This window comes from Enterobacter cloacae complex sp. 677-3DZ2D5B (genome assembly GCF_004136695.1).
In the GTDB taxonomy this organism is placed as follows: Bacteria; Pseudomonadota; Gammaproteobacteria; order Enterobacterales; family Enterobacteriaceae; genus Enterobacter; species Enterobacter hormaechei_C.
Genome location: NZ_QFLS01000016.1, coordinates 60940 through 75830, shown reverse-complemented (window position 1 = coordinate 75830; position 14891 = coordinate 60940). Strand labels below are relative to the sequence as shown.

Below are 14891 nucleotides of genomic sequence, written 5' to 3'. Positions count from 1 at the left end.
TCAGCTAAAATGCCCGCTTTTCCACCGTGGGATTGCCGCCGATGTCTGTTAACACTCTGGAGTCTGCTGATGCGCAACCGATTGCGCAGAAGCAAAACAGCGAACTGATTTACCGCCTTGAAGATCGTCCCCCGCTGCCACAAACCCTGTTTGCCGCCTGCCAGCACCTGCTGGCGATGTTCGTTGCGGTCATCACGCCGGCTCTGCTGATTTGCCAGGCGCTAGGGTTACCGGCGCAGGATACGCAACACATCATCAGTATGTCTCTGTTCGCTTCCGGCGTGGCCTCCATCATTCAAATTAAAGCCTGGGGTCCGGTGGGTTCAGGTTTGCTGTCGATTCAGGGCACCAGCTTTAACTTTGTGGCTCCGCTGATCATGGGCGGTACGGCACTGAAAACCGGCGGCGCAGATGTCCCGACGATGATGGCGGCGCTTTTCGGCACCCTGATGCTGGCAAGCTGCACAGAGATGTTCATCTCCCGCGTTCTGCACCTGGCGCGCCGGGTGATTACCCCGCTGGTCTCCGGCGTGGTGGTGATGATTATCGGCCTGTCGCTGATTCAGGTGGGTCTGACCTCCATCGGGGGCGGCTACGCGGCAATGAGCGACCATACCTTCGGCGCGCCGAAAAACCTGCTGCTGGCAGGCGTGGTGCTGGCGATCATTATTCTGCTTAACCGTCAGCGTAACCCGTACCTGCGCGTGGCATCGCTGGTGATCGCCATGGCGGCCGGTTACCTGCTGGCGTGGGCGCTGGGTATGCTCCCGGAGAACACCACCCCAACCAACAGCGCGTTGATTACCGTGCCAACGCCGCTCTACTATGGCCTGGGCATTGACTGGAGTCTGCTCCTGCCGCTGATGCTGGTCTTTATGATTACCTCGCTGGAAACCATTGGCGATATCACCGCCACCTCCGACGTGTCCGAGCAGCCGGTCTCCGGCCCGCTGTACATGAAACGTCTTAAAGGTGGCGTGCTGGCGAACGGACTGAACTCGTTTGTCTCGGCGGTGTTCAACACCTTCCCGAACTCCTGCTTCGGCCAGAACAACGGCGTGATCCAGCTGACCGGCGTGGCCAGCCGCTACGTGGGCTTCGTGGTGGCGCTGATGCTGGTGGTCCTCGGCCTGTTCCCGGCGGTAAGCGGATTTGTACAGCACATTCCCGAGCCGGTGCTGGGCGGCGCGACGCTGGTCATGTTCGGTACCATCGCGGCCTCCGGCGTGCGTATCGTCTCCCGCGAGCCGCTGAACCGCCGCGCAATCATGATTATTGCGCTGTCTCTCGCCGTAGGGCTTGGCGTCTCCCAGCAGCCGATGATTTTGCAGTTTGCCCCGGACTGGGTGAAAAACCTGCTCTCTTCCGGCATCGCCGCGGGCGGTATTACCGCTATCGTGCTGAATCTCATTTTCCCGCCTGAAAAGAACTGATCCCCACACGGCAGGCTGTCAATGCCTGCCGTGACATCTCTTTACACCATTCCCGCCTTGAGCATTGCGCATAAATCGTGCATAACACCCTTATGTGCGTTTCGCGGGAAGGAAGACCATGAAATTTATTGGAAAGCTGCTTATCTATCTTCTGGTAGCCCTGCTCATTGTAGTGCTCGCCTTTTATTTTCTGCTCCAGACCCGCTGGGGCGCATCGCAGGTCAGCAGCTGGATCACGGTGAATACCGATTACGAGCTCAACTTTGACCTGATGGATCACCGCTTTTCATCCCCTTCTCACATCCTTCTGGAAAACGTTACCTTCGGACGAGATGGCAAACCGGCCACGCTGGTCGCTAAAAAAGTGGATATTGGCTTAAGCAGCCGCCAGATCACCGACCCGCTGCATATGGATGCCATCACCCTGTTCGATGGCACGCTGAATTTATCGCCGCAGACGGCGCCGCTGCCGTTCCAGGCCGACCGTCTGCAACTGAATAACATGGCCTTTAACAGCCCGAATACGGAGTGGGATCTCAGTGCGCAAAAGGTGACCGGCGGCGTCAGCCCGTGGCAGCCCGAGGCGGGGAACGTACTGGGGAAAAATGCGCAAATCCAGATGAGCGCCGGGTCGCTCACCCTCAACGGCATACCGGCCAACAACGTGCTGATTCAGGGACAACTCAACGGCAAAGAGGTGGCGCTGAATACCATCGGTGCCGATATGGCGCGCGGCTCGCTTACGGGCTCGGCTCTGCGTAATGCCGACGGTGGCTGGGTTATCAACACCCTGCGTCTGAATGAGATCCGCCTGCAAAGCGACAAATCGCTGCTGGATTTCTTCGCCCCTCTCTCCACCCTGCCTTCGTTACAGATTGGGCGGCTGGAAGTGACCGATGCCCGTCTACAGGGGCCAGACTGGGCAGTAACCGACCTCGATCTCAGCCTGCGTAACCTCACCCTGAGTAAAGGTGACTGGCAAAGCCAGGAGGGACGGTTATCCATGAACGCCAGCGAATTTATCTACGGCTCGCTGCATCTGTTTGACCCTATCCTGAACGCGGAATTCTCCCCGCAGGGCATTGCGCTGCGTCAGTTCACCTCCCGCTGGGAAGGGGGCATGGTGCGCACCTCCGGCAACTGGCTGCGCGAGGGTCAGGCGCTGGTGCTGGACGACGTTGCGATTGCCGGGCTGGAATATACGCTTCCGGAAAACTGGAAAACGCTGTGGATGGACCCGCTCCCGGCATGGCTGAACAGCGTGACGCTGAAAAAATTCGGCCTGAGCCGCAACCTGGTGATCGACATCGATCCGGCGTTCCCGTGGCAGATCACCTCCCTCGACGGTTATGGCGCTAATTTGCGGCTGGCGCAGGATCACAAGTGGGGCGTGTGGGGCGGTAACGCAACCCTCAACGGGGCGGCAGCGACCTTTAACCGCGTCGACGTGCGTCGCCCGTCGCTGGCGCTGAATGCCAACGCCGCAACGGTAAATATTACCGACCTGAGCGCCTTTACCGAGAAAGGGATCCTGGAGGCGACCGCCACCGTGTCACAGCTGCCACAGCGACAAACCACCGTGAGCCTAAACGGGCGCGGTGTACCACTCAACGTTTTGCAGCAGTGGGGCTGGCCAGCGCTGCCGATTGCGGGCGACGGCAATATTCAGCTCACCGCCAGCGGAAGCGTGCAGGCGAATGCGCCGCTGAAGGCGACGGTGAACGGGAAGCTGAGCGCGGTGAATATGGATAAACAGCAGGTGCAACAGACGATGACGGGTGGTGTGGTGTCGACGGTGGCTCCGGCACAGTAAATAGCCGGGTGGCGGCTTCGCCTTACCCGGCCTACGATCTCATGTAGGCCCGGTAAGCGAAGTGCCACCGGGCATTTTTCCAGCTCAGAGGTGAACCACCACCTCATCCCCCTCGGCTTTCACCACCACACCCCACTCGCTGCCCGCATGTGAACCGCCTTTTACGCCGCCGACCTTCTGCACGTTGCGCAAGCACACCGACCAGTTTTGCGCATCTCCCGTGCCGGTAAAGGTCACGACGTCGCCCTGACGTGACGCCTTCAGCGTAAACAACACGGAACCGTCCGCCGCAGGCACTTCACTCACCGCCGTTGCGCCATCGCTCAGGTTGAAAAGCTGGAAGGCCGTCCCCTCGTGCCACGCATAGTCCGGCTTCTGGTTATTATTGCCGAGCGCCAGCAGCGTGTTGTCGCGCACATAGACCGGCAGGCTCATGAAATCGTGCTGCTGCTTATGCCAGCGGCTACCCTCGATTTCGTCGTTGTGCCACAGGTGCGTCCAGCGCCCTTCCGGCAGGTAAAACTGCACATCGCCCGCCTCGGAGAACACCGGCGCCACCATCATTGAATCCCCCAGCATGTACTGACGGTCAAGATAGTCACACGCCGGATCGTCCGGGAACTCCAGCATCATCGCCCGCAGCATCGGCGTGCCGAACTCACGCGCCAGAGCCGCCTGACGATACAGGTACGGCATCAGCTGGCATTTCAGCTGCGTGAAGTGGCGCACCACATCGCAGGACTCGTCATCGTACGCCCACGGCACGCGGTAGGATTTGCTGCCGTGCAGGCGGCTGTGGCTGGAGAACAGCCCGAACGCGCACCAGCGTTTGTAGACGTGCGCCGGAGCGGTGTTTTCGAACCCGCCGATATCGTGGCTCCAGAACCCGAAGCCGGACAGGCCAATCGACAGCCCGCCGCGCAGGCTTTCGGCCATCGATTCATAGTTGGCGTAGCAGTCGCCGCCCCAGTGTACCGGGAACTGTTGCGCACCCACGGACGCGGAGCGGGCAAACAGCACCGCCTCTTCTTCTCCCACCGTCTCTTTCAGCACGTTCCACACCAGCTCGTTATAGATGTAGGCGTAATGGTTGTGCATCTTCTGCGGATCGGATCCGTCAAACCACTGGACGTCCGTCGGGATACGCTCGCCGAAATCGGTCTTGAAGCAGTCGACGCCGATCTCCACCAGGCCTTTCAGTTTGTCCGCATACCACCTGCACGCGTCCGGGTTGGTGAAGTCGTAGATCGCCAGCCCCGGCTGCCATTTGTCCCACTGCCAGAGGGAGCCGTCCGGACGCTTGAGCAGATAGCCCTTCTCTTTCAGCTCCCGGAAGATCGGGGATTTCTGGCCGATATACGGGTTGATCCACACGCAGACCTTCAGCCCTTTCTCTTTCAGGCGGCGGATCATCCCTTCCGGATCCGGGAAGGTCACCGGGTCCCACTCGAAGTCGCACCACTGGAAGGCCTTCATCCAGAAGCAGTCGAAGTGGAAGACGTGCAGCGGCAGGTCGCGCTCGGCCATGCCGTCGATAAAGCTGTTCACCGTGGCTTCGTCGTAGTTGGTGGTGAACGAGGTGGTGAGCCACAGGCCGAACGACCACGCAGGCGGCAGCGCCGGACGGCCAGTGAAGCGGGTATAGCGGTTCAGCACTTCTTTCGGCGTCGGGCCGTCGATCACAAAGTACTCGAGATATTCCCCTTCCACGCTGAACTGCACTTTGGACACTTTCTCGGAGCCGACTTCAAACGAGACGTTTTCCGGGTGATTCACCAGCACGCCGTAGCCGCGGTTGGTCAGGTAGAACGGGATGTTTTTGTAGGACTGCTCGGTGCTGGTGCCCCCGTCGCGGTTCCAGGTTTCGACCGTCTGACCGTTGCGCACCAGGGCGGTGAAGCGCTCGCCCAGGCCGTAGACCGTTTCCCCCACGCCCAGATCCAGACGTTCAAACACATAGTTGCGATCGGTATTGCTGTCCTGTACGTAGCCGTTGTTTTTCAGCTGGCTGCCGGTAATGCGCTGGCCGTTGCGCAGGAAATCCAGAGCCCAGAACTCGCCTTTGGTAACGCGCACGCTGACGCTGCCGCTTTTCAGCTCGGCAAATTCGGCGTTGTTTTCAATCTCAACTTTTGCATCCTTCAGAACGTTCAGCGGATAGTGCGGGCCGTTGTTCAGCGTGCCCTGGAAGTGCTCGATGCGCACCCCCACAATCCCTTCCTGCGGAGCAAACAGGCGCACCGTGAACATCAACGTGTCGAGCTGCCAGGTGCGTTCGCGCACGTCACGCGGCGCCACATACACCACCAGGTCATTGCCCTGCTGCTCCACGTCGAATACCTGCACCGGACAGGTCACGTTCAGGCCCGGTTGAATAAGCCAGTTTCCATCACTGATTTTCATGCTCTCGTCCTCTTAGTTCTTTAATTCTTTGCTGACCGGCAGGTTTTCAAACTCCTGCTGATTACGGCGCGCGCCCTGTGCCAGCTCGCGCAGGATTTTGGTCAGGAAGGGGGTTTTCAGCGTGTAGTAGCGTTTGGCGATGATGGCGCTCAGCACGTAGCAGATCGCTGGTGCCAGCGTAAACAGGCCGATAATGATACTGATGGTCGCGCTGTTCTGGGTTTTGGCCGCCGCGTCGTAGCCGCCGCCTGCCAGCATCCAGCCGATCATCGCCCCGCCCAGCGCCAGGCCGAGCTTCAGCACGAACAGCGTGCCCGCAAAGCTGATGCCGGTCAGACGTTTGCCGTTGGTCCATTCGCCGTAGTCGACGGTATCGGACATCATTACCCACTGAATCGGCGTCACCAGCTGGTGCAGCACGCCGATAACGAAGATGAAGCCGAACATCAGCACGGTGGCATGCATCGGCACGAAGAACATCGCCACGCTGACCACCGCCAGCGCGGCGTTGGTCCACCAGAAGATGCTCACCTTGCACTTCCAGTCGGTGAGCGGTTTCGCCAGCGCCGAGCCAATCAGGTTGCCGACGCAGTAGGTGGTGAGGAAGGCGACGAACACCTCCGGCGAGCCCACGATCCAGGTGCAGTAGTACATCATCGCGCCGCCGCGCACGCAGACGGCGAGGATGTTGAGGATGGTGAGCACGCCGACAATACGCCACTGGTCGTTTTGCCAGATGTCGCGCAGATCTTCACGCATGGAGGTGGTGCTCGGTGGCACCTGGATGCGCTCTTTGGTGGTGAAGAAGCAGAACGCCAGCATCAGGAACGCGACCACCGACAGCACGGCGATCCCGCCCTGGAAGCCGAACGCTTTATCGTCGCCGCCAATCAGGTTCACCAGCGGCATCATCAGCACCGTGGAGAGCATGCCGCCCGCCGTCGCCAGCACAAAGCGCCACGACTGAAGGGAGATACGCTGCGTCGGGTCGTTGGTGATCACGCCGCCCAGCGCGCAGTACGGGATGTTGACCACGGTATAGAGCAGGGTCAGCAGCGTGTAGGTGATGGCGGCGTAAACCATTTTGCCGTTGAGGCTCAGGTCCGGCGTGGTATACGCCAGCACGCAGACGATGCCGAACGGGATAGCGCCAAACAAAATCCATGGACGGAACTTGCCCCAGCGGCTGCGGGTGCGGTCGGCAATCAGCCCCATGCACGGGTCGGAGATCGCATCCAGCGCGCGGGCCAGCAGGAACATGGTGCCGACAAACCCGGCGGGAATACCAAAAATATCGGTGTAGAAAAACATCATATAAAGCATGACGTTATCAAAAATGATATGGCTGGCGGCGTCTCCCATGCCGTAGCCAATCTTCTCTTTTACTGACAGTACTTCGCTCATATTTTTATCCTTCACGCTGTAGGGGGCGCTGAGACCGGTTACCGTTTTTTAAACCATTGTTTCAGGAGCGGGTATTGCGTTTTCTGGTTAAGAGATTACGTTTCTTGTTTTTTGTGATCGGGATAAAAGTTGATGAGCACGAAATGCTAACCTGAGGATTTTCTTAAGAATTAGCTGAAACAGGGGGATTCAGGTCAAAAGAGAGGTGAAAAAAGTGGTGTGGGGTATGTGGTAAATGCCTGAAAGTAGCTATAATGCGCCCCGCCTCCATGTAGCAATGCAGGCGCGGAAGATCGTCATCTCCGGTGAGGTGGCTGGACTTCAAATCCAGTTGGGGACGCCAGCGTTCCCGGGCAGGTTCGACTCCTGTGATCTTCCGCCAAAATGCTTTCCTATCCGATTACAGATGTAGTATCCATACTATCAGATAAGTTAAATTTTCTTGTTAAAAATTTCTCTTTGAAAAAAGCTCAGAAAATGTCTATTCAACAGTATATTCAGTTTCTACTGTAATACTTCCTATATAATTAGAAAATGTATTTTTATGTTCATCATCTAAATGTGCATTCACATAATTATCATTTGAAGAGTAAAAGTGAACTTTATTACCATCACATTCCATAGTTATATCTCCACATCTATTTTGCGTTATAGTTTTATAGCCAGTATAGTAATTGAGATGGCGAGAAGGAGCTTCACCTATAATTATTATTTGAGGATCTAACTTTTCCAGCCATGAATCCGGTATCTTTCCTGATTCTCTGCCATGATGAGAAGCAAACACTATTGTAGTTTTTTGAAGCTCAATATTATTGCTAATATTTTCCATGAAATCTGTTTCTAAGTCACCAATCCAAAGAAAACTAGGTCCATCTACAATACTATATCTTATAACAGCTGATGTATTATTGTAACTCAACCCTATTTCTGCTTCTAATAAAGCCGATTTAAAGGCGGTATTTTCTGTATCAGGCCATAAAAACTCTAAGCCGGAACTACCTCTTTCATCATCACCATGAGTTGCCCATTTTCTTTTGCAATCTTTATATATATAAAAAGCTTTATTTTCATCATCTCTCAAACGACAGTAATGTTTAAAAGACTCTGTCTCATGTCTCTTTATAGCCTTATTTTTTACCACATAAAAATTAGTAATGCCTAATGCTGCATCAAGATGTTCAATCCCACCAAAATGATCGTCATCAGGATGTGTGCAAATAAAGCGTGTAATCCGTTTCGATGCTGACTTTTCTTTTATTTCAGAAATGATTCTCTGTTGGTTTTCACTTGAGATGTCGCAATCAATTATTGAAAAGTTATCTGAGTTATGTTGGATATAACACATATCTCCATTACCAACAGAAAAGCTTTTGACGATAGCCATTAATATCACTCCAGCAAAAATTATTATTGATAACACTCTATAAAATTACAATATGTTATTGTACAGGGGTTACTTTCCTTTTTTATTCCCCTCCTTTTACACTAAGTAAATTTTCAAATAAACGTTCGGCATATACATAGCCAATTCTTTTGACAGACTCTTCATTAAAATAAAAACCCCAAGAAAAAAGGAGTGTAAAGGAGATTATCAAAGTCAAAGAGGCTGGTAATCCTGGATTAGCAAAATGTATTATTTCTATATGTGGTGGGATTATTGTTAATACTTTAGCAATAATTAATCCATAAATTATACCTAATGAACTTGTTGATAATCCAATGATTTTCATTGCTGTCATATTCCGATGAAATCCATAATATATATTTTCGTTCAAAAGTAACCCTTTATTATTTCTAGTTAACTCCCTTAATCTTCTGGATATACCTATATATATTTCATCTGCCTTTCTAGGATCACTTATCTCCTCTGATTGCGATGGAATTTGAATACCTAACTTTGCGGTTATTGCTTGATGATACCTACTTTTAGTTACAAAATCATAGTGAGCATCACGATGCCTTAACATCAATGTTGTTGGCATCCCCCCCCACTTAATGATGAGGTTCTGTTCAAGTTTTTTACCTAAACCACGAGATATGTTAGCTAATGCAAACATTGCACCACAACTACTTAATATGCCGATAACACTCGTAAGCATTGGGTTTTTAGCACCATAAACACAAATCATAGGGACAGTTAGTGGTAGGGCGACCAAAAGCCCAGGAATTAACCGAGCTTTTCTTTCATAAGGATCTTTAATCAATTGGAAAATAGCTTGCATTGTTCCACGCCAAATATTGTTGATTATGAATAATTCACCGAATGAATACTTCAATATAAATCAATAAATTTAAATCGCCGAAACGTCAAGACTCAAAATAATCTTAGATAATTCCTATGTCAACTAAGATCATTTTCATTATTCAAACGAAATAAACAAGCCTCCTTCACCCACTTACTAAAATTCCCTTTTCCCGCAGCCTTCTCAATTTGCTCCAAAAGCTCATCCTCAAATCGAATGTTCTTCATGGTGCTTTTGGTGCGGTCAAAGTTTGGTTTCTTTTTCTCTTGCATGGTAGGTACCACTTCGGTTAGTTTATCTGCATGTGGTACCTACCACATGGATTATGAATTCTGACAACGCCCAACAGTGTTGGAGCACTAAAGGGCGTCTAACCTCACCAACTATCAAGGAGTTGATTATGGCTGATTCGCATTCTACCCCAGACACCGACCAATCCGGAACCGAGCGTTCGTTAATTGTGGGATACCGCCCGAATGTTTTCGACAAATCTACACCAAAAATCATCCTTTCCGGCAAGTGGCTGCGCGCGGCGGGTTTTGATACCGGACAGCAGGTCACGGTAAAGGTCATGAAAGGGTGCATCGTTCTGGTAGCGTATAACGAGCAGGAGCAAAGGATTCTGGACGATTACAAACGCACTAAAGCAAAGTTATGCCAGATCGAGAACACGCTGGCGAGCCTGCAATTATCATAACCGTTCCCGCTGTTATCAAGTTGGCTGCTGGGCATGCAGCCAACATAAAAAACAATATAGAATGCCAGATTTCTTCCATAACATCCAAAAAGCAATCGAACCCAACATGTAATGCTAACTTACAAGTTCAATATTTGATGACATTCATCATTTCAATACCTGATGCTATTTTTACTTAGCATTTATCTTACGATGGCAACGAAATCATAATTCAATGTTATAACTTTTGGAAATATATTTGAGAAACTTATACATCGCAAAGAGCAATTTTAAGTCCCACTTCCATATTTTATTTTCTATTTTGAAATAAATGTCACAATTTAAATCCATAATGAAGAGTAGTTTCCCTCAGTCTATAAAAGGAGATTGAGATGGCTATACCTGTTTACTTATGGCTTGAGGACGATGCAGGCCGGAGAATTAAAGGCTCTGTCGATGTAAAAGATCGCGAAGGCTCAATAGAAGTTATTGAATTTATGCACTCAATCGAACAACCTATTGATAAGCACTCCGGAAAAATCACTTCAAAACGTATTTGTAGCACCTATGCATTCATGAAAGAGATTGATTCCTCATCCTCATATCTATACAAGGCCTTGAGCACAGGACAAACACTAACAAGAGCAGAATTTATATTTTACAGGATCAACTATAACGGGCTCGAAGAGGCTTACTTTAAGACAACTTTAGAAAATGCAAGAGTAGTTCAAATTGAACCACTCATGTTTGACATTAAACTACCGCAAAACGAACGCTATACACATTGTGAATATGTAGATCTAACATATGAAAAAATAACATGGCATTACTTAGATGGAAACATCATTCATTCTGATACCTGGAAGGAACGCGCTTAAGGAGAAAGTATGTCCTGGGAATATAATGTAAAAGAGCACAAATTTTATCTTGATGGTGTTTATCAGTTCGATGCAGATTATGCAGGAGCAAGTGGTTACAAAAACGATCCATCTCAAGAATGTGTAAAAAACAGTGGACCTCTACCTCGAGGGAAATACACAATTGGTTCCCCTCATAATTCTGCCCACACAGGAAAATATACCCTCAGCCTCACGCCCTACTCGACAAATGATATGTGTGGCAGAGACTCATTTAAAATTCATGGCAAAAGCAGTTTGCACCCTGATGACTCTTCAGAGGGCTGCATTATTGCTCCTTTGAGTGCGAGAAGAAGCATCTGGAAAAGCAACGATACGGTGTTGATTGTCAAATGAAGCGTTTAATTTGTTCATTGCCATTACTCGTTGCAGTCAGTTCGCACGTCTCAGCATCTGAAATGACCGGCTTCGCAACACAGTATTACGATGAAGACGGCTCGCTGACGGAAATTTCAACCATAGTGCCCCTTTCCCCGACCATCACGATCGGCAAGAAAACGGTTCAGATGGAAGTTACTCATCTGTCTCAGATTTTCAGTACATACGTGGAGAAAGACAGCTCCGCGCACTGGATCTGCCTTCATGACGACGATGGCACCAATTATTGGTTCATTTCAGATAACGAAATGGGTGCAGGGCTGTTAACTGCGCTAGCCATATCCAGGGATGGCATCCATAAAGAGTGTGTGAATACAACGGAACGAGTCAGTGTCTCAGTCTCTGGCGTTCCATTGTTAAATGCCACTCACAGGGATTTAGTTGAATTGTTCGGCAAAAAAACAATCGGCAACAGAAAAAAGATCCTGCTTTATCAGGAGACACCTGTACAGGATGGATTTGTTCAGAACAATACCGTCTCTTATTACTTTGATGGCGAAAAATTGCGCGGCGTAATTATCGGGCAAATAACCAGTAACTAGCTTGCAGGCTCCCTCTTTTACAGAAGAGGGCGTTAAGCCTGTCCACTCAACCGCATATGCAACAGCGGAAACGGATTCCCCTGCCCGTCCAGTGCCGAGCGCCCGACCTGCTCAAACCCCATATGACGATAAAACGCCACCCCCTGCGGATTCTGCTCGTTCACATCCACTTCATTTACGCCGAATTCTGCAATGGCATATTGCAGCAGCATTTTCCCGATACCCTTCCCCCGGCTCGCATCATCCACAAACAGCATTTCAATGCGATTTTTATCCACGCCCAAAAAGCCGTGAATAATACCCACGTCATCCCGGGCAATCACAACCCTGAGATTAGGCAAATATGCGTTGAGCAATAACGGACGCAGCGCCGCGATATCGCTTTCCTGCAAAAAGCGGTGCGTGGCGCGTACGGACGACTCCCAGACTGCGACGAGGCGTTCAAATTGCGAGGGGTGTGCGGCTTCTATTTTCATGGTGATATTCCGGTTGAGTAAAGTTTCAGGGCAGCAATGTAATGATATTCAGCTCTGCGACGTGCGCCACACGCCAGGCGTACAACCATACTCCGTCTGGAAATGACGAATAAAGTGCGCGCAGTCGCTGAATCCCATCCGCTGCGCAATATCCGTCACGCTTTGCTGCGAGTTCTTCAGCAGCCAGCAAGCATAGCGCAGCCTGGCGCTACGGATAAATTCGCGGGCCGTTTTGCCGAATTCTGCGTGGAACAGACGGTTGAGCTGGCGTTCACTCAATGCCACTTCTCGCGCAAGCCCGGCGGTGGTGAGCGGCCGGGTCAGGAACTGTTCAATCAGCATGACGGCGCGGCGCAACCGCGAGTCAGGGATAAGCGCAAGATTCGCCGGACGCGGGGTGGCAATTTCATGCGGAACGAGCGACAAACGCTGGCAGGTGGTGCTGGCGATATCATCCCCGGCATGGGCGCGGATAAGCTCAGTTGCCAGCGTCAGGGTGGAAATACCGCCCGGGCAGGTCAGCACATCGCCATCGTCGATGAAATCATACCCTTGCTCAGCATAAACCAGCGGGAAAGCCTGCCGAAATGCATCAAGGTGGAAAGGATGGATGGACGCTCGTCGTTCATTCAGCAATCCTTCCTGTGCGAGGACAAAACTGCCGGTGCCAATGCCAATGAGCGGAACCCCGGCATGGTGGGCATGTGCCAGATACGCTTTATCCCCCTGATACCCTAAGTCCAGATACTGCAATTCACCGCCGATAACAGCAAGGTAGTTAAAACTGTCCGGCGGCGCATGGGTGGAATCCGGTCTCATGATAATCCCTGCATTGCTGATAATCGGGATATCAGGAAATTCACTTATCAGGCTGATTTTAAATGCTAATTTATCCTGAGCTTTCGCTGCATAACGCAGCGCCTCCAGCAATCCGGAGACGGCCAGGAGTGAATAACGGGGCCATAATATCAACCCAATATGCAGACACTTTTCCGGTACTGATTTCCCCCTATCGGAGGAGTCAAATACACTTTTCATTTACTTGCCAAATTTAAAATTAATTACATTATCGCAACATGATCTGTCGCACTTTATATTTCTAAGATAATCCTGATATTTTAAATCAAGCATAAATGAGAAGGGAGGAAAATATAATGTTTTTCTCGTTTATATCATTCTTTTTTTGAACCACGACACACATATGTCGGTAATGTTCCTAAGGTAAAGATATAGTTACCATTATGTTGTTCATTGATCCGCATATAAATACTCTTGCCCGGATAGACAAAAAATTGCGGTTCATATTTTTCCAGCCAGCTGTCGTCAACATTATCGTCCGGGAACGTCATATTTTTTTCTGACGTCAGCAAATAGAGATGATCTTGCCTCTCCACCCGAAAGGAAATTTTCCTGTCGATGGTTTTACCCGGATCGCTCTTTGCCCGGCCATTCATGCTCAGGGTGCCGAATTTCCCGTCGAAGGTGTAATTCAGCCAGACCGTCAGCGTCTCATCCGGATGGTGCTGGACCAGATTAGCCTGGCATGAAAAAGGCTGAACGTAAGTTCGGTGCCACAGGTAATAGCCCGTCAGCACGCCTGCGGTGACGAGGCCCGTCACGATGATATACAGCATCTGCCGAAAACGAGTCATGCTAGCTATCCTTCAGGAAATAATCAGATATACAGCGGTTCGGTTCTTTCATTGGCCGGTCGCAGCGAATAACCGACGCACGAGGAAGCAGAGCGTACCAGCTGATGTAAACCCAGGGATATTGCGCGCATTCAGCCTTGAATTGTTCCACATAGGTCAGCGCGGAAGCGCGTTCAGCGTGAGTCTGAATGTCATTCGCAAGATAAACGCGACAGGCTCCGACGGATGCCGCAAAACGGTAATCCTCAACAAAACGGTTTTCTGTGGCGTTCATATATCCCGTCACGCCTGCCCCGGCCAGGACGATCAATAGCCCCATGACAACAGCCAGCCAGCGCGTGGGCTTCCTGACAACGGGCGTTGCTGGCGCGGAGGATGCAGAGACCTCCTCGATCGCTGGCGCCTCCACACATTGTTCCTCTGCGGGTTGAGGCGCGACAGGTGAAGACTCTCTGACGGTTATTTGCGTGTCGCTTGCCAGCGTCAACCCAATCCGCGGAATGGTAACGATAGGGTCAGTTTCAAAACCAATCTTTTTGAGCCCTTTGCGCAGGATGGAGATGTTCTGGTAATAGGTATTGGAGGAGACAAGCATGCCGCGGCTTTGCCAGACAATATCAAGGAACTCTTGCTGAGTGACAATCGACCCCGCTCTGTCGATTAATAACAACAGGCATCGGCCTGCTGGCGAATTTAACACAACCACACGGTCAGGATTGTTGATATCACGTAACGTGCTGGCCGCAGGATGAAATTCGACGATATTATTTATAATGTAATGCTTATGCATAGGGGCAGTATGAATTCTCCGGTTAACAGATGTTGAACCTGGGTCACCGCATGTATGGGATGACATTCACGTCGGGATTAATGTGACTGATTAACGGCATGCTGTATATCTTCGCCATTGGCGAAAAATCTTAATTTATATTTCATCCCTTAAGCTTCACTGAA

Annotated in this window: 15 protein-coding genes and 1 tRNA gene; 7 read left to right on the top strand and 9 right to left on the bottom strand. The window is 51.0% G+C overall.

All coding sequences use genetic code 11. The annotated features are described in order from the left end of the window. The first annotated feature begins 41 nt into the window (after positions 1-41). Together xanP and DD597_RS20430 are read left to right on the top strand one after the other, a co-directional pair. The gene (gene xanP / locus DD597_RS20435) at positions 42-1433 is read left to right on the top strand and encodes a xanthine/proton symporter XanP (RefSeq protein ID WP_003860925.1); all 1392 of its coding nucleotides are present in this window, start codon (positions 42-44) and stop codon (positions 1431-1433) included. 118 nt (positions 1434-1551) lie between these two features. Next, entirely contained in the window at positions 1552-3246 is a 1695-nt protein-coding gene (locus tag DD597_RS20430) for an AsmA family protein (RefSeq protein WP_109948576.1), read from the top strand. Positions 3247-3330: 84 nt separating this feature from the next. Here DD597_RS20430 and yicI read toward each other — a convergent pair whose 3' ends face one another. Both yicI and DD597_RS20420 read right to left on the bottom strand, forming a co-directional pair. Next, positions 3331-5649 (bottom strand): alpha-xylosidase, encoded by a 2319-nt coding sequence (yicI, locus tag DD597_RS20425; RefSeq protein ID WP_129256550.1) that lies wholly within the window; start codon positions 5647-5649, stop codon positions 3331-3333. Between the two features lie 12 nt (positions 5650-5661). Further along, positions 5662-7053, bottom strand: coding sequence for a glycoside-pentoside-hexuronide family transporter (locus DD597_RS20420; RefSeq protein ID WP_129256549.1), 1392 nt, complete (start codon positions 7051-7053; stop codon positions 5662-5664). Between the two features lie 287 nt (positions 7054-7340). On the opposite strand from DD597_RS20420, the gene DD597_RS20415 reads away from it, so the two are divergent. Beyond that, positions 7341-7435: transfer RNA gene (locus DD597_RS20415), tRNA-Sec, on the top strand. Between the two features lie 99 nt (positions 7436-7534). On the opposite strand, the gene DD597_RS20410 is transcribed toward DD597_RS20415, so the two are convergent. From DD597_RS20410 to DD597_RS20400, 3 genes are all read right to left on the bottom strand, one after another. After that, complete coding sequence (locus tag DD597_RS20410; RefSeq protein WP_129256548.1) at positions 7535-8437, bottom strand: MBL fold metallo-hydrolase; 903 nt, start codon at positions 8435-8437, stop codon at positions 7535-7537. 82 nt (positions 8438-8519) lie between these two features. Then, a complete protein-coding gene (locus DD597_RS20405) occupies positions 8520-9275 on the bottom strand; it encodes a hypothetical protein (protein ID WP_129256547.1) in 756 nt (251 codons plus the stop codon). 119 nt (positions 9276-9394) lie between these two features. Further along, complete coding sequence (locus DD597_RS20400; RefSeq protein WP_129256546.1) at positions 9395-9568, bottom strand: YlcI/YnfO family protein; 174 nt, start codon at positions 9566-9568, stop codon at positions 9395-9397. A gap of 128 nt (positions 9569-9696) precedes the next feature. On the opposite strand from DD597_RS20400, the gene DD597_RS20395 reads away from it, so the two are divergent. The 4 genes from DD597_RS20395 to DD597_RS20380 all read left to right on the top strand — a co-directional run bounded on the left by DD597_RS20395 (position 9697) and on the right by DD597_RS20380 (position 11809). Then, positions 9697-9993, top strand: a complete 297-nt coding sequence (locus DD597_RS20395; protein ID WP_032660962.1) for a SymE family type I addiction module toxin — start codon at positions 9697-9699, stop codon at positions 9991-9993. A 371-nt stretch (positions 9994-10364) separates the two neighbouring features. Further along, a complete protein-coding gene (tssD, locus tag DD597_RS20390) occupies positions 10365-10850 on the top strand; it encodes a type VI secretion system tube protein TssD (RefSeq protein WP_129256545.1) in 486 nt (161 codons plus the stop codon). A 9-nt stretch (positions 10851-10859) separates the two neighbouring features. After that, positions 10860-11225, top strand: coding sequence for a tlde1 domain-containing protein (locus DD597_RS20385; protein ID WP_072031505.1), 366 nt, complete (start codon positions 10860-10862; stop codon positions 11223-11225). Beyond that, positions 11222-11809 carry a hypothetical protein gene (locus DD597_RS20380; RefSeq protein ID WP_232969570.1) on the top strand — a complete coding sequence of 196 codons (588 nt, stop codon included), beginning with the start codon at positions 11222-11224 and terminating at the stop codon, positions 11807-11809. Before DD597_RS20385 ends, DD597_RS20380 begins: the two co-directional genes overlap by 4 nt. A 32-nt stretch (positions 11810-11841) precedes the next feature. Here DD597_RS20380 and DD597_RS20375 read toward each other — a convergent pair whose 3' ends face one another. From DD597_RS20375 to DD597_RS20360, 4 genes are all read right to left on the bottom strand, one after another. Continuing rightward, the gene (locus tag DD597_RS20375) at positions 11842-12285 is read right to left on the bottom strand and encodes a GNAT family N-acetyltransferase (protein ID WP_045332974.1); all 444 of its coding nucleotides are present in this window, start codon (positions 12283-12285) and stop codon (positions 11842-11844) included. A gap of 48 nt (positions 12286-12333) precedes the next feature. Then, positions 12334-13104 (bottom strand): GlxA family transcriptional regulator, encoded by a 771-nt coding sequence (locus DD597_RS20370; RefSeq protein ID WP_263740538.1) that lies wholly within the window; start codon positions 13102-13104, stop codon positions 12334-12336. Between the two features lie 353 nt (positions 13105-13457). After that, positions 13458-13937 (bottom strand): hypothetical protein, encoded by a 480-nt coding sequence (locus DD597_RS20365; RefSeq protein WP_017693981.1) that lies wholly within the window; start codon positions 13935-13937, stop codon positions 13458-13460. A 1-nt stretch (position 13938) separates the two neighbouring features. Then, on the bottom strand, positions 13939-14727 hold the full coding sequence (locus DD597_RS20360; RefSeq protein WP_129256544.1) for a winged helix-turn-helix domain-containing protein: 789 nt from the start codon (positions 14725-14727) through the stop codon (positions 13939-13941). Between the last annotated feature and the right edge of the window lie 164 nt (positions 14728-14891).

Bases quoted from the DNA above. Each gene is read 5' to 3' on its own strand.
- DD597_RS20430 (WP_109948576.1), top strand. From the start codon at position 1,552: ATGAAATTTATTGGAAAGCTGCTTATCTATCTTCTGGTAGCCCTGCTC.
- DD597_RS20410 (WP_129256548.1), bottom strand. From the start codon at position 8,437: ATGGCTATCGTCAAAAGCTTTTCTGTTGGTAATGGAGATATGTGTTAT.
- DD597_RS20365 (WP_017693981.1), bottom strand. From the start codon at position 13,937: ATGACTCGTTTTCGGCAGATGCTGTATATCATCGTGACGGGCCTCGTC.
- DD597_RS20395 (WP_032660962.1), top strand. From the start codon at position 9,697: ATGGCTGATTCGCATTCTACCCCAGACACCGACCAATCCGGAACCGAG.
- DD597_RS20400 (WP_129256546.1), bottom strand. From the start codon at position 9,568: ATGCAAGAGAAAAAGAAACCAAACTTTGACCGCACCAAAAGCACCATG.
- DD597_RS20405 (WP_129256547.1), bottom strand. From the start codon at position 9,275: ATGCAAGCTATTTTCCAATTGATTAAAGATCCTTATGAAAGAAAAGCT.
- DD597_RS20380 (WP_232969570.1), top strand. From the start codon at position 11,222: ATGAAGCGTTTAATTTGTTCATTGCCATTACTCGTTGCAGTCAGTTCG.
- DD597_RS20420 (WP_129256549.1), bottom strand. From the start codon at position 7,053: ATGAGCGAAGTACTGTCAGTAAAAGAGAAGATTGGCTACGGCATGGGA.
- yicI (WP_129256550.1), bottom strand. From the start codon at position 5,649: ATGAAAATCAGTGATGGAAACTGGCTTATTCAACCGGGCCTGAACGTG.
- DD597_RS20385 (WP_072031505.1), top strand. From the start codon at position 10,860: ATGTCCTGGGAATATAATGTAAAAGAGCACAAATTTTATCTTGATGGT.
- DD597_RS20360 (WP_129256544.1), bottom strand. From the start codon at position 14,727: ATGCATAAGCATTACATTATAAATAATATCGTCGAATTTCATCCTGCG.
- xanP (WP_003860925.1), top strand. From the start codon at position 42: ATGTCTGTTAACACTCTGGAGTCTGCTGATGCGCAACCGATTGCGCAG.
- tssD (WP_129256545.1), top strand. From the start codon at position 10,365: ATGGCTATACCTGTTTACTTATGGCTTGAGGACGATGCAGGCCGGAGA.
- DD597_RS20370 (WP_263740538.1), bottom strand. From the start codon at position 13,104: ATGAGACCGGATTCCACCCATGCGCCGCCGGACAGTTTTAACTACCTT.
- DD597_RS20375 (WP_045332974.1), bottom strand. From the start codon at position 12,285: ATGAAAATAGAAGCCGCACACCCCTCGCAATTTGAACGCCTCGTCGCA.